Annotated in this window: 12 protein-coding genes; 5 read left to right on the top strand and 7 right to left on the bottom strand. The window is 68.6% G+C overall.

Going from position 1 to position 13,814, the window contains the following annotated elements; genetic code table 11:
• Positions 1-59: 59 nt before the first annotated feature.
• Complete coding sequence (locus tag D514_RS22375; RefSeq protein WP_017828507.1) at positions 60-1,385, top strand: nicotinate phosphoribosyltransferase; 1,326 nt, start codon at positions 60-62, stop codon at positions 1,383-1,385.
• Between the two features lie 2 nt (positions 1,386-1,387).
• Here the strand turns inward: D514_RS22375 and D514_RS22370 are convergent, their stop codons facing one another.
• The 3 genes from D514_RS22370 to D514_RS38825 are packed head-to-tail and all read right to left on the bottom strand — an operon-like array spanning position 1,388 to position 5,176.
• Positions 1,388-1,654, bottom strand: a complete 267-nt coding sequence (locus D514_RS22370; RefSeq protein ID WP_017828506.1) for a DUF3039 domain-containing protein — start codon at positions 1,652-1,654, stop codon at positions 1,388-1,390.
• Between the two features lie 40 nt (positions 1,655-1,694).
• Positions 1,695-3,260 carry a hypothetical protein gene (locus tag D514_RS22365; protein ID WP_017828505.1) on the bottom strand — a complete coding sequence of 522 codons (1,566 nt, stop codon included), beginning with the start codon at positions 3,258-3,260 and terminating at the stop codon, positions 1,695-1,697.
• Positions 3,236-5,176: an ATP-binding cassette domain-containing protein gene (locus D514_RS38825; protein ID WP_236610897.1), complete on the bottom strand. Its 1,941-nt coding sequence runs from the start codon at positions 5,174-5,176 to the stop codon at positions 3,236-3,238. Before D514_RS38825 ends, D514_RS22365 begins: the two co-directional genes overlap by 25 nt.
• Positions 5,177-5,425: 249 nt before the next feature.
• Here D514_RS38825 and D514_RS22355 point away from each other — a divergent pair, with 249 nt between their 5' ends.
• The 4 genes from D514_RS22355 (at position 5,426) to D514_RS22340 (ending at position 9,055) form a co-directional block, all read left to right on the top strand.
• Positions 5,426-6,118, top strand: coding sequence for an NTP transferase domain-containing protein (locus D514_RS22355; protein ID WP_017828502.1), 693 nt, complete (start codon positions 5,426-5,428; stop codon positions 6,116-6,118).
• A gap of 79 nt (positions 6,119-6,197) precedes the next feature.
• Positions 6,198-7,136 (top strand): hypothetical protein, encoded by a 939-nt coding sequence (locus D514_RS22350; RefSeq protein WP_017828501.1) that lies wholly within the window; start codon positions 6,198-6,200, stop codon positions 7,134-7,136.
• A 72-nt stretch (positions 7,137-7,208) separates the two neighbouring features.
• Complete coding sequence (locus tag D514_RS22345; protein ID WP_017828500.1) at positions 7,209-8,807, top strand: acyl-CoA carboxylase subunit beta; 1,599 nt, start codon at positions 7,209-7,211, stop codon at positions 8,805-8,807.
• Positions 8,804-9,055 (top strand): acyl-CoA carboxylase epsilon subunit, encoded by a 252-nt coding sequence (locus D514_RS22340; protein ID WP_017828499.1) that lies wholly within the window; start codon positions 8,804-8,806, stop codon positions 9,053-9,055. The genes D514_RS22345 and D514_RS22340 overlap by 4 nt, the downstream gene beginning before the upstream one ends.
• A 350-nt stretch (positions 9,056-9,405) precedes the next feature.
• On the opposite strand, the gene D514_RS22330 is transcribed toward D514_RS22340, so the two are convergent.
• From D514_RS22330 to D514_RS22315, 4 genes are all read right to left on the bottom strand, one after another.
• Positions 9,406-10,638: an ROK family transcriptional regulator gene (locus D514_RS22330; protein ID WP_236610896.1), complete on the bottom strand. Its 1,233-nt coding sequence runs from the start codon at positions 10,636-10,638 to the stop codon at positions 9,406-9,408.
• A 286-nt stretch (positions 10,639-10,924) separates the two neighbouring features.
• A complete protein-coding gene (locus tag D514_RS22325) occupies positions 10,925-11,917 on the bottom strand; it encodes a hypothetical protein (RefSeq protein ID WP_144052919.1) in 993 nt (330 codons plus the stop codon).
• On the bottom strand, positions 11,914-13,149 hold the full coding sequence (locus D514_RS22320; RefSeq protein ID WP_017828494.1) for an ATP-binding protein: 1,236 nt from the start codon (positions 13,147-13,149) through the stop codon (positions 11,914-11,916). Before D514_RS22320 ends, D514_RS22325 begins: the two co-directional genes overlap by 4 nt.
• The gene (locus D514_RS22315; RefSeq protein ID WP_017828493.1) at positions 13,139-13,798 is read right to left on the bottom strand and encodes a response regulator; all 660 of its coding nucleotides are present in this window, start codon (positions 13,796-13,798) and stop codon (positions 13,139-13,141) included. Before D514_RS22315 ends, D514_RS22320 begins: the two co-directional genes overlap by 11 nt.
• Positions 13,799-13,814: the final 16 nt, after the last annotated feature.

The following is a 13,814-nucleotide window of genomic DNA, read 5'->3' as shown; positions in this document are numbered from 1 at the left end:
CCCCAGCCTACCTGCGCGGGAGCCGCCGCGCGCATCAGCACGCTCACTAAACTGAGCGCATGACCACGTCGACGGCGCTGCTCACCGACCGCTATGAGCTCACGATGCTCGCCGCCTCCCTCCGGGACGGAACGGCATTCCGCCCCAGCGTCTTCGAGCTGTTCTCCCGGCGTCTGTCCGGGGGCCGCCGCTTCGGTGTCGTCGCCGGCACCGGCCGCCTGCTGAGCCTCCTGCGCGACTTCCGCTTCGGTGACGACGAGCTGCGGTTCCTCAGAGACCAGAACGTCGTCGATGCGTCGTCCATCGCTCACCTCGAGGACTACCGGTTCTCGGGAACGATCCGCGGCTATCGCGAGGGTGAGCTGTACTTCCCCGGCTCCCCCATCCTCACCGTCGAGGGCACGTTCGCCGATGCCGTCGTTCTCGAGACGCTCGCCCTGAGCGTGCTCAATCACGATTCCGCCGTCGCGACCGCCGCCTCTCGCATGAGCATCGCCGCCGGCGAGCGTCCGCTGGCGGAGATGGGATCACGACGCGCAGCCGAGCGCTCGGCCGTCGCCGCCGCCCGGGCTGCCTACATCGCCGGCTTCGGCGCCACGAGCAACCTCGAGGCCGGACGAAGCTGGGGCATCCCCACCATGGGCACGGCCGCCCACTCCTGGACACTCCTGCACGACTCCGAAGAGGAGGCGTTCCGCTCGCAGGTCGAGAGCATGGGCACCGGAACGACGCTGCTCGTGGACACGTACGACATCCGCACGGGCGTCGAGACCGCCATCCGGGTCGCCGGCACGGAACTCGGCGGCGTACGGATCGACTCCGGCGACCTCCCCATCGTCGCCGGAGACGTACGCGCGCAGCTCGACGAGCTCGGTGCGACGTCCACGCGCATCACCGTGACCAGCGACCTCGACGAGTATGCGATCGCCGCCCTGGCCGCATCGCCGGTCGACGCCTACGGTGTCGGAACGTCGGTGGTCACCGGATCCGGATATCCGACCGCGAGCATGGTCTACAAGCTCGTGGCACGACAGGATGCCACCGGATCCTGGATCGGCGTCGCGAAGGCATCGGCGGACAAGGCGTCGCACGGTGGCCGCAAGGCCGCTTTCCGGACCCTGGTGGACGGCGTCGCCACCGCCGAGACGGTCGTCGTCTCCGACGGCTTCGAAGAGCTCGACACCGCGGCGGAGCATCCCGACGGCCGCCCGCTGCAGGTGACCTTCGTCGAGGCGGGTGACATCGACGCGAGCTACGAAGGCGTCGAGGGCACGGCAGCAGCGCGCGCGCACCATCTGCGCGTGCGCGAAGAACTCCCGGTGCGCGCTCTCGCGCTCAGCAAGTCCGACCCGGCGATTCCCACCGTGTACGTCGAAGCCGACTGAGGTCAGCCCATCATCGACTCGTAGATCTCCTTGCACGTGGGGCAGATCGGAAACTTCTCCGGGTCGCGGCCCGGAGTCCACTTCTTGCCGCACAGTGCCCGCACCGGCTTGCCGGTGATCGCGGACTCGAGGATCTTGTCCTTCTTCACGTAATGCGAGAAGCGCTCATGGTCGCCCGGTTCGAGATTCTCCTCGCGGAGGAGCTCTTCCAGTTCGCGATCAAGCGTTGCCACGCCGCCCTGATCGGGGCTGTCCAGCGGAGTACTCATCCCGTGAGTCTAGCGGCGTCGAATGCCTCGTGGGCGGTCGTCACGCCGTCTCGACGAACTCCATCAGGCGCTCCCCGCTGCGCTCGAAGATGCGACCGCCGATGACCGCCCCCGCGGCCAGCACCGCGAGTCCGCCGAGGAGCCCGACCCAGAAGGTCGCCGGGGCGTATGCGGAGCCCTCGAGCACCGTGGCCGCGAACAGCCAGATGGTGGGGGCGCTCAGCACGATCGCTCCGAGGAACGCCGCTGCGGGACCGTAAGTGCCTCGTGACGTCGGCCGTTGCGGCTGCTGGAACGGGCTGTCACCAGGTCGCGAGACTGCGTACGGGGCGACGACCGAGACGATGCTCGAGATACCCAGAGCGCAGAAGAGCAGGCTCGCGGCCATGCCGCCCATCGGCAGCAGCAGGCTCCAGTTGCCGACGAGGAGGAGCGACAGCGGAACCGCGATCGCGAGCACCGGAATCGCGACGAGAAGGACCGGGACCAGACGTCCGAGACGGTCGGGAAGACCCCGGACGCCACTGGCCACGTGGGTCCACAGCGCCGTCGAGTCGTAGGCGACGTCGTTGTGCGGCAACCAGCCGAAGAACAGCGCCATCACGGGCACCGGCACGAGCGCTGCGACCTCCAACGGGACACCGGCGACGATGAGCGGAAGCACGGTGAGGACACCGGCCACCGGCACCACGATGATGTTCATGATGTAGCGACGGTCGCGAAGCCAATAGACGAGGCTTCGAGCCGCGATCGCACCGAAGGCGCTCGACGGCAGCAGACCGAACCAGCCGAGGCCCGTGCGCTCCCTCAGCGTGACCGGACGCTCCGTCGTCGTGAGCAGACGCCGCACGAGCCAGGCCCATGCGACCCCGAGCAGAACGACCGTGAGGACCGCGATGACGCCGCTGCCCCACGCCGAGGCGGTCGCCCCGGCTGCGGAGTCGAAGAGGAACGCGGGCGCCGCGGCGAACGGGCTGAAGCCGAAGACGCTCGAGAGCGTCGCGAGCGACGGCGGCACGAGGCCGTCCCAGCGGAGCGATCCGAAGAACACCGCGACGGGGAACGCGATCACGATCAGCGCGAGCGCGAACAGCGCCGTGAGCTCTCGGGATCGGCGCTCCGGAAGAAGAAGGGCGTTGAGCGCCATGCCGATCCTCGAGACCAGCATCGTCGTGATGACACCGATGATCGTCATCAGCACCGCCAGCGGCCAGGGAGTCCCTGCTCCGATCGCCACGATGCAGACGCTGATGTAGACCGCGAGAAGCGCCAGGCTGGGCACGCTGATGAAGGCGGCCAGCGTGAGCACCCACGGCATCTGCCGCTCATCGACACCGAAGACCGCGAACCGTCGGGGGTCGAGCTGGTCGACGGCGCCGACGAGGATCGGGCCGACGAGGAAGCCGATGAGAAGGGCGGCGCCGCCGAGCACGGTGACTGCGCGTGCCACCGGTACCGGGGCTGCCGCGAGGCTGAACACGGCGATGCACACCACTGCGGTGACGGCGACGACCGCGGCGAACGAGATGAGCGTCCGGATCCGACGATCGCCGCGCACAGAGCCCAGCAGCAGCGCGAGCCTCAGTCGGAGAACGTGTGCAGCCACTCGAGCCCCTCCACCTCTCCGCTGGAGCCGGCGAGCTCGACGAAGCGCGCCTCGAGAGTCTGACCCGCGCGGACCTCGTCGATCGTGCCTTCGGCGAGAACCTCTCCGCCGACGATGATCGCGACGCGTGAGCAGACGCGCTCGACCAGGTCCATGCCGTGGCTCGACAGGATCACGGTGCCGCCGTGCGAGACGTAGGCGCGGAGGATGTCCAGGATGACCGCCGAGGAGACAGGATCCACCGACTCGAACGGCTCATCGAGCACGAGCACGCGCGGCGAGTGGATCATGGCCCCGGCGAGCATGATCTTCTTCGTCATACCGGCCGAGTAGTCGGAGACGACGCGGCTGAGGGCATCGCCGAGATCGAAGGCTCGAGCGAGGTCGGCGGCGCGCTTCTCGATCACATCCGCCGCGAGGCCGCGCAGCAACCCGTAGTAGTAGAGCAGCTGACGACCGGTGAGACGGTCGAAGGTGCGCAGCCGATCAGGCAGCACGCCCATCAGCCGCTTCGCCGCCAGCGGCTGCTTCGCCTGATCGATGCCGCAGATGACGACGCTGCCCGCGTCGGCGCGCAGAAGCCCGGCGACGATCGAGAGGGTCGTGGTCTTGCCCGCGCCGTTGGGACCGACGACCCCGTAGAAGGAGCCGGCCGGCACGGTCAGGTCGATGCCGTCGACGGCCCTGTTGTCACCGAACTGCTTGACGAGACCGCGGATGCTGATCGCCTCCCCGGCGGAGACGGCATCGCGGGGATCCACGACCCCGGAAGTCGCATCGTCGGACTCCGCCATCGCCGCGGCGATCTCGACGGACTCATCGGGTTCGACCGCGGCAGCCACCTCCGCAGGCCCGGCATCGACAGGATCGGCATCGACAGGATCGGCCTCGACGGGTTCGGCCTCGATGGGTTCAGCCTCGACGGGTTCGGCCTCGACGGGTTCCGAGGCGTCGGTCGCTTCCGCGACGGCCGCGGTCTCGACGACGGCAGGCTCGACGACGGCGGTCTCGACGACAGTGGGCTCGACGGCCGCGGTATCGACGACGGTGACCTGCTCGATCGCCGCGGGAGTGGAATCGGCCGTCGGGGTGAGTTCCGCTGCGGGAGCCGTCTCGACGGTCACCGACTCGATGACGGGAGTCGCTTCCGGCGCCGCCGTGGCGGTGTCCGCAGCGGCCGTGTCCGCAGAGGCCTTCGCCGCCGCATCGGCAGCCTTCTTCGCCGCGGCCTTCTTCGCTGCCGCCGCCTTCGCGGCCGTGGTCTTGGCCGCCGTGGTCTTCGCTGCGGCCGATCGTGCAGTGGACTTGGAGGCCGCCGTCTTCGCCGCCGCCGTCTTCGCCGCGGTTGTCTTCGCTGCAGCCGTCTTCGCGGCGGTGGTCTTCGCTGCCGCTGTCTTCGCTGCCGCCGCCTTCGCCGCCGCCGCCTTCGCCGCGGTCGTCTTCGCCGCAGTCGTCTTCGCCGCCGCGGTGGTCTTCGAGGCGGCCGTGTTCTTCGCGGCAGCCGTGCGCGCGGCTGTCGTGTTTCGGGTCGAGCCTGCGGTCGACGACGACTCACCCGTCTGGCCGGGCATCGCCTTCACCAGTGGTTCCACCACCACTTCCGCTGTCGGCGCCGCCTTCTCCGCAGCAGCCTTCGTGGCTACAGTCTTCGCCGCGGATGCCTTCGCCGCAGCGGGCTTCCTCGCAGCGGGCTTCCTCACGGCGGAGGCCGCGGTCGTACGCGGGGTCGCCGGGCGCTTCGCGGCCGGCCTCTTCGCCGCCGGCTTCTTCTCAGCGGGCGCGGACGTGGTCTCGTCGGCGGCGGGTACCGCCGCAGGAGTCTGCTTCTTGGCCGGCGCGCGCTTCGCCGACGTCTTCTCTTGCGCGGTCTCGGTTTCGTCCACCTGGGCGGTGCGGTCGTCAGGGGAGGCAGTCACCGTCCTACGGTATCAACGGGTGGCTGTGCACCAAGGCCGCCGCGCAATAAACTGCCCTCGGATCGCGCATATCCGCCGAGATCTCGAGGCGAGCGGAACCCTGTGCATCCGGTGTGTAGTCGATCACGAAATGACAACGGGGGCCTCCTCACCCCGAGGTTCCCAGGTCGAATCGATACCATGACAACGGCACGACGAAGTGTCTGGTCGGTTAATCGACCGTGAACACAACTTCCTTTAGGAGCACTCGTGACTCTTCAGACCGTCATCCTCGCCGCCGGAATGGGCTCGCGCCTCGGTCGCGCGCTGCCGAAGCCGCTCACCGAACTGAGCGACGGCCGCACGATCATGGGCCAGCAGCACGACAACATCCGCGCCGCTTTCGGCTCCGACGCCCGCATCACCACCGTGGTCGGCTACCGTGCAGAGACCATCATCGACGCGTTCCCCCAGGTGAACTACGTCCACAACGAGCGCTACGACGAGACCAACACCTCGAAGAGCCTGCTGCGTGCCCTCGGTGCGACCGGTCGCGGCGGCGTGCTGTGGATGAACGGAGACGTGGTCTTCGACCCGATGATCCTCGGCCGCGCGCTCGAGTACATCGAGCGCGACCAGTCCTTCGTGACGGTGAACACCTCCAAGGTCAGCGATGAAGAGGTGAAGTACACGGTCACGGCCGAGGGCTTCATCAACGAGCTGTCCAAGACCGTCAAGGGCGGTCTCGGCGAGGCCGTCGGCATCAACTACATCTCGTCCGCACACAAGAAGGCGTTCATGCGTCAGCTGCAGCGTGTCGAGGACCAGGACTACTTCGAGCGCGGTCTCGAGCTCGCGATCGCCGAAGACGGCCTGTTGCTCGAGCCGATGGATGTGTCCGACCTGTACGCGGTCGAAGTCGACTTCGCCGAAGACCTGGAGCGGGCGAACCTCTTCGTCTGATCGCCGGTCACGAAAGCCCGGTCCCTCCGAGGGACCGGGCTTTCGGCGTTTTCGCGGACTGGCTCCATAGGATCGCAGCATGGCTCCCAAGGTGCACAAGATCCATTCGCTCCCGGACGACGCCCCGTGGGACAAGGGGGTGCCTCCCACCGGATCGGCGGAGCATCCGATGATGGTGCGCGGCCTCGACCGCGTGCTGTCGATCCAGCGCCCGCTCGTGCTGGCTCACATCCGGAGCATCCGCCTGCGCAATCCGCAGGCCTCGCCGGCCGAGATCATCCGCATCCTGGAGCGTCGCTACCTGGCGGCCGTGACCACCGGCGGAGCAGCGGTCGGAGCGACCGCTGTCGTCCCGGGCATCGGCACCGGTGTCACGCTCGCACTCTCCGGTGTCGAGACGGTCGGCTTCGTGGAATCCACAGCTCTGTTCGCGCAGTCGGTCGCCGAGGTGCACGGGATCGCGGTCGCGAACCCGGATCGTGCCAGGGCGCTGGTGATGACGCTGATGCTCGGCAAGGAGGGCGTCGACCTGGTCGGACAGCTCGCCGGGCAGGTGGCAGGACGTGGCGGGAGCAGATCGTCGTACTGGGGCGAGCTCGTCACGAAGTCGCTCCCGCGCGCCGCCGTCGGGCCTCTCGTCGACCAGCTCAAGAGCATGTTCGTGAAGCAGTTCGCCGCGAAGGGCGGCGCGTCGGTCATCGGCAAGGCCCTCCCGTTCGGGATCGGCGCCGCGATCGGCGGCGCGGGGAACAACATCCTCGGCCGCCGCGTGCTGACGACGTCCCACAAGGCCTTCGGTGCCGCCCCGATCGACCTTCCCCTCGAACTGGAACCCGTGCCCGGCGCCGAGAAGCTGGAGCTGCGGATGCTGCGTGGCGCCCGCTACGCGGGCAACGCGGTGGCGGGAGCGGCCGGCACGACCGTCCGCGGGGTGGAGTGGGCGGGACGCAAGGCCCGCTCGATCGGCCGCCGCCCCAAGACCGACCCGGAACTCGAGTCCGGTGAGCCCGAGGACTGAGCGCACCTCGCCAAAGGATCGGTCGACCCGTTGTGGCGAGCATCCAACAGCCGGAGGCGAGCCGACGATAGGGTGGAATCCGTGACGGACAAGCCCGACCTCTTTACCACCGCCGGCAAGATCGCGGATCTGCGCGCTCGCTATACAGAAGCCGTCGTCGACGCGGAAGCGAAGGCGAAGGAGAAGCAGCACGCGAAGGGCAAGATGACCGCCCGCGAGCGCATCGAGCTGCTCGTCGACCCCGGGAGCTTCGTCGAATTCGACGAGTATGTGCGCCACCGCACCACGGCCTTCGGCATGGATCGTTCGCGACCGTACGGCGACTCGGTCGTCACCGGCGTGGGCACGATCAACGGCCGCACGGTCGCGGTGTACTCGCAGGACTTCTCGACCTTCGGCGGTTCGCTCGGCGAGGTCGCCGGCGAGAAGATCATCAAGATCATGGAGTTCGCCCTCGCCGGAGGGATGCCCTGCATCGGAATCCTCGACTCCGGTGGCGCGCGCATCCAGGAGGGCGTCGTCGCCCTCGGCAAGTACGGCGAGATCTTCCGCCTGAACACCCGCGCATCCGGCGTCATCCCGCAGATCTCCATCATCATGGGCCCGGCTGCGGGCGGAGCGGTGTACTCCCCCGCCCTCACCGACTTCGTGATCATGGTCGACAAGACCAGCCAGATGTTCGTCACCGGCCCCGACGTGATCAAGACCGTCACCGGCGAGGACGTGGGCATGGAAGAGCTCGGCGGTGCGTACACGCACAACACGCGCTCGGGTGTCGCGCACTACCTCGCCGAGGATGAGGACGACGCAATCGACTACGCGCGCACGCTGCTGAGCTTCCTCCCGGACAACAACATGGCGGAGCTGCCGTCGTACGAGAGCGCCTTCGAGTTCGAGACCACCGACGCCGATCGCGTGCTCAACACGATCGTCCCCGATTCGACGAATCAGCCCTACGACATCCACACCGTCATCGAGCACGTCGTCGATGAGGGCGACTTCCTCGAGGTCCAGCCGCTGTTCGCCCCGAACATCGTGATCGGATTCGGACGCATCGAGGGCCGGTCGGTGGGCATCATCGCCAATCAGCCCTCGCAGATGGCCGGCACCCTGAACATCGAGGCCGGAGAGAAGGCGAGCCGGTTCGTGCGCTTCTGCGACGCCTTCTCGATCCCGATCGTCACGCTCGTGGACGTGCCCGGCTATCTGCCCGGCACCGACCAGGAATGGACCGGCGTCATCCGCCGTGGAGCGAAGCTGCTCTACGCCTACGCGGAGGCCACCGTGCCCCTCGTCACCGTGATCCTGCGCAAGGCCTACGGCGGCGCGTACATCGTGATGGGCTCGAAGCAGCTGGGCGCGGATGTGAACCTCGCATGGCCGACGGCGGAGATCGCGGTCATGGGCGGTCAGGGCGCCGTCAACATCCTGTACCGCGGCGAGATCAAGAAGGCCGAGGAGGCCGGTGAGGACGTCGCCGCCGTACGCACCCGGCTCGCGAACGAGTACACCTACAACGTGGCGTCGCCCTTCCTGGCAGCAGAGCGCGGAGAACTCGACGGCATCATCGAGCCGGCGAACACCCGCGTCTCGATCGCCAAGGCGCTGCGCGCTCTGCGCGGCAAGCGTGCGGAGCTGCCCCCGAAGAAGCACGGGAACATCCCGCTGTGACCGCGCAGAACGCTCAGGACGGCACATCGGCCCCGGAGACCCCGGAGGCACCGATGCTCGACATCACCCGCGGTGCGGCCACCGAGGAAGAGCTCGCCGCGCTCATCGCGGTGATCAGCGAGGCCTATGCGTCGGAGGCGGCTGCCGCCGTCGCCGACGAGCCGTCCGTGTCGGCATGGACGCGCACGCAGCGACCGCTGCGACGCCCGCTTCGTCGCGACATCCCCTGGGGGCGCTTCTCCGGCTGACCGCCGCGCGGAGCTGCGGAACGCAGGCACCCCGACGGAATCCGACTACGTCTGCGTGATCCGTGAACCCTCCGCCTCACGAATCACGCAGACGATCGTCGCAGGACCCCCAGCGCCCTGCTCGGCGGCGCTCCCCGTCGCCGCCTCGCCCTGCCCTGTGCAGGATGGGGCGTGTTTCACCCCGACTCGGACCGGGACCGCTTCCCCCTTGCATGCCACGGTGCCGAGCATGCGGAGAGAGGGCGCGGTTCCATGATCCGACGATGAGGGAGCCCTAAATATTACATCAATTGGACTTATGTCCGCAAGCCTTGATACGTCGCCGGCGGCGACCGGGACGGCGTCTCGGATCAGCTGTCGAGCAGCAGATCCGAAGCACGGGGGCTGAGGACCGAGTCGAGGACCACGCACCCGGCACCCACCGCACCGACGTCGTCCCCCACCACCGTGCCATCGACAGGGAGCGTGCGCACCGCGCGCGTCGCACTGGCGCGATCGAGCCTGGCGGGGATCTCGCGCAGGTACACGTCGGCGAGCCGAGCCCAGAACGGCCCGCCGAACACGACCCGATCCACGTCGAGCATGTTCGTCAGCGCCGCCGTCAGCACGGTGATGTGCGCAGCCGCCTGTCTCAGCACCTCGACAGCCGCGTCATCGCCCTCGGCCGCGCGCTCGCACAGCCGACTGAATCTCTCATGGACGGTGGCGACGTCGCTCGCCCGGCGGTCATCACCGAAGACACCCGCACGCTCCGCCCGTTCGACGATCGCCTGCGGGGTGCAGACGACCTCGACGCACCCGCGGGACCCGCACGAGCAGGAGGGGCCGTCCGGGTCGACGATGATGTGCCCGATCTCGCCGATGTTGCGCGTGCTGCCACGCACCGCCTCCCCGTCTCTGGCCAGGGCCGCACCGATCCCGGTGCCGAGGTAGACGAAGACGAACGAGTCGTCGGCCGACTCTCGTCGAGTCCACAGCTCCCCCACCGCGGCAGACGTCGTGTCCTTCTCCAGCACCACGGGCAGCCCGGTGGCCTCCGCCAGCACCTCGCGCAGCGGAACACGGTGCCAGCCGACGAGCTTCGGGGGATCGATGACCGTGCCCTTCTCCACGTCGAGCGGGCCGGGGGCGGCGACTCCCACCCCTGCGATCCGAGAGCGATCCACGCCCGATCCCACGATCAGGGCGTCGATCGTCGTCGCCATGGCCTCGACGATCCGGTGCGGATCGTCGGCGGGCGTGCGTACGCTCAGGCGTCGAACGATGGCACCCGACAGGTCGAGCAGCACGAATGTCATGAGGGCGGGGTCGAGGTGCACTCCCACCGCAAAGCGGCTGTCTGCGACGAGCCTCAGGGTGACACGCGGCTTGCCGGGACCGTTGATCGTGCGCCCGGCTTCCCTGATGAACCCGCCCTCGAGGAGCCTCCGGGTGATGTTCGTGACGGTCTGCGCCGAGAGTCGGGTCGCCGTCGCGAGCTCGATCCTGCTCAACCCCTCGCCGGACTGGCGGATGGCCTCGAGGATCACGGACTGGTTGAAGTCACCCATACGCGGGAGATTGGTGCCACGACGCGTTGCCATCGTCCAATGATCCACCATCGAGGCGGATTCTTGTCCCCCAAAATACCTACAGACAATGTTTGCGCAAGCCATCAGACTGAGGGAGACGCTTCGCGTTCGGCTGGTCTCTCTGTCCCAGGGTAGACAGACGCTGATCGGCCACCAGCGGACGGTTTTCGGGTAACTGTCCGCACGGAGAGGGGCAGGCGGATTCGCCGCCCCTCTCCCACTCTCATCATCCTCGACTCCGGTCGCCTCCCCCGGCCGGGGCCGAGGACGTTCGCGAACCGCGCCAGGCGACCGGCATTCAGCGCGGGATCTCGTGCCAGAGGTCGACTGCGTCATCGTCACCGGACGATCGCGAACCGGCGCGGCCGACCACGGTCACCGCGACGTGAGGGTCCGGTGACGAGCGGATGATGAGTCGAGACGTCTGCGCCCTGCTGAGCACCACCGCCAATTCGTCTCGGATCGCTTTGCGACGCGCCTCGTCGATGCCGTCGAAGCCGCCCTCATCGAACACGGTGACGACCACGCCGCGCCGTCGCGCCGCCTCGATCGCGTTGCGCACAGCGTCGTTGAGGAGGTCGGCTCCGCGCAACTCGTCGCGAAGCCTCCCCTCGGCGAGACGTGCATCCAGACGTTCCTGATCGTTCAGCGCGCCCCTCGCCGCCACGACCCTGCTGAGGACCGGGCCCGCGACGGCCAGGGCGAACTGCGTGCGAAGACGCCGCTCACGCTGGCGAACCCGCTGGGTGGCGTGCCATGCGGACACCGCCTGCTGGATCTCTGCGAGACGCTCGGTGTCGCGCACCGCCCGGTCCCAGAACATCACGAGCAGTCGCGCGACGGCCACCCACATGATCGAGCCGACCAGCCCGAGGTTGAGCGCCACGACGAAGCCCAGCGACGCGGACGCCGCCACCACGAGCACCACGAGCACGAGCCAGCCGATCAGGGACCGTCGGCGGACGACGCACACGATACCGAGCAGGCCGAGAGCACCGATGTACCAGGTCGCGAAAGGGGCCGTCCGATCCGCCGGTTCGAGCGAGAAGGTGACGAGCACGGGGATCACCCCACTCGCCAGCAACGCGAGGACCGCCGACCACATCGGCATCTTCACCGAGGCGCCGTCGCCGAGGATCGCGATGTTCACGACCACCAGGTACACGGCGATCGCGAGGACCATCAGCAGCGGAGCGGTCGGCTGCTCGATCCACCAGATCCCCCGGGCGACGAAGTACAGTGCGAAACCGACGGCGAGAGAGGTGGCGACGCTGCGCACGGTGCGGTTCACGAGCGCACCCATCCCAGCGTGACGGTGGTGCCGTGCTCGTCGGAGACGATGTCGGCAGTGCCGGCGACGCCCGCCATGCGCGCGAAGATCGACGCGCGGATCCCGAGGCGGTCGGCACCGATCGCCTCGACGTCGAAACCCGACCCGGTGTCCGAGACCGTCACGACGACCCCTTCGTCTGCATGCCCCTCGACGATGATGTGGAGCCCGCGTCCGTTCGCGTGCGACACGGCGTTGCCGATGGCCTGCCGCGCGGCGAGCACCAGCGCACGAGCCGCACGCCCAGGAATGAGGCCGATTCCTCCGCGCTCCTCGACGATCGCGTCGGCACCGAGCTCGGACAGGGCCCGACGCAGCTCGACGACGATCTGCGACGTGCCGACGGGCTCATCACTGCCCTCCTGTGCGACGGCGGCCTCGGTGTTCGCAAGGCGGGTGAGAGCCTCCCGCGCCATGGCGACGGCCAGTTCCTCCGCACGCTCCCCCTCGGCCCTCTCGGCGGCGATCAGCGCGGCGAGGACGCTGTCATGCATCAAGGCGGACATCGCCGCCCGCTCCTCTTCCGCTGCGGCCGCCGCGGCAGCCGTCGAGTACGAAGCCACCGCCTGCCCCCTGGCCTCGTCCACGCCGGCGGCGACGGAGCGGAACATCCAGCCGAGCGAGACGATGACGACGCCGAGGATGAGCGTGAACGACACATCGAACGCGGTCGTCACCCAGAACTCACGGGAGAACTCCCCCTGGACGAGGCGCACGTAGCCGTAGACGAACGGCATCCCGGCAGCCCACGCGAACTGGAGCCGCAGCGGGAACGCGAGCATGGCCGCAACGACACCGACGTTGACCAGGAAGAAGATCCAGGGCTGGTCTCCCGCACCCTTGTCCGAAGGGTCGACGATGGTCGGCCAGGCGGCGAGCGCGAGGACGTAGGTCACGGCGAAGATTCCGGAGAAGGTGCGAACACCTCGGCCCACCACACAGGCCAGCAGCATCGCGGCGAGCGGCACGAACACCACGATGAGCGTCACCAGGTGCGCAGGATCCGCTGCGGACAGGGAACCCATCGCGGAGATCAGGGCCTGCGCACCGAGGACGGCCGAACCGATCGCGACGACGATCGCGAGAATCCGTTCCATGCGCTTGCCGGTGAAGCGCTCGTACGCCGTCTCCGTGCTGCCGGGAGAGGGGATCTTGCTCCAGGCGTCGCGGATGCTGAGCGGCTCAGCGGCCACCGGGTGCCTCGTCAGCTGTGACGATCCCGTCCTCCATCGCTCGGCGCAGGAGATCGACCTTCGTCGGCGCGGGGCGCCCGACCTCGACGTACTTCACGCGGATGCGGGTGATGTTCTCCTTGGCGGTGGAGTAGGCGACGCCCAGCTTCTCGGCGACGGCCTTCAACGGCAGGCCGGTCGCATACAGGCGGAGAACCTCGCGCTCCCGCGTGGCGAGCTGCGCATCGGCGAAGGCGCGGTCCCCGTCGACGGCGCTCGCCCACTCGACGTTGTTGAGGGCCTCGCCCTGCGCCACGGTGCGGATCGCATCGAGGACGTCGTCGAGGGCGGAGGACTTGCTCACCACGCCGGCGGCACCGGCAGCGAGCGCCTCGCGCACGGCGGCCGGCCGATCGGCGACGCTGTGGATCACGACGCTCGCACCGTCGTTCACGAGGGAGGCCACGTTCTCGGTCACGGTCGTACCGTCGCCGAGAGTGAGGTCCAGCACGACGACCTCGGCAGGCGGCGCCGCGGTGGCACGGCGCCATTCGAGGTACGACACGACGGTGCTCCCCGAGAAGACGACGGTCTGCGAATCACGCGCGCACGCGGCCTCGAGACCGAGGCGAACGGACTCGTGATCGTCGATGAGTGCGACCGTGCTCATCCCCTCAGCCTACTGA

This window comes from Microbacterium sp. UCD-TDU (genome assembly GCF_000340625.1).
Taxonomy (GTDB): domain Bacteria; phylum Actinomycetota; class Actinomycetes; order Actinomycetales; family Microbacteriaceae; genus Microbacterium; species Microbacterium maritypicum.
Note: the sequence above shows the minus strand (reverse complement) of the source record. Positions and strands in the feature narration are given on the sequence as shown.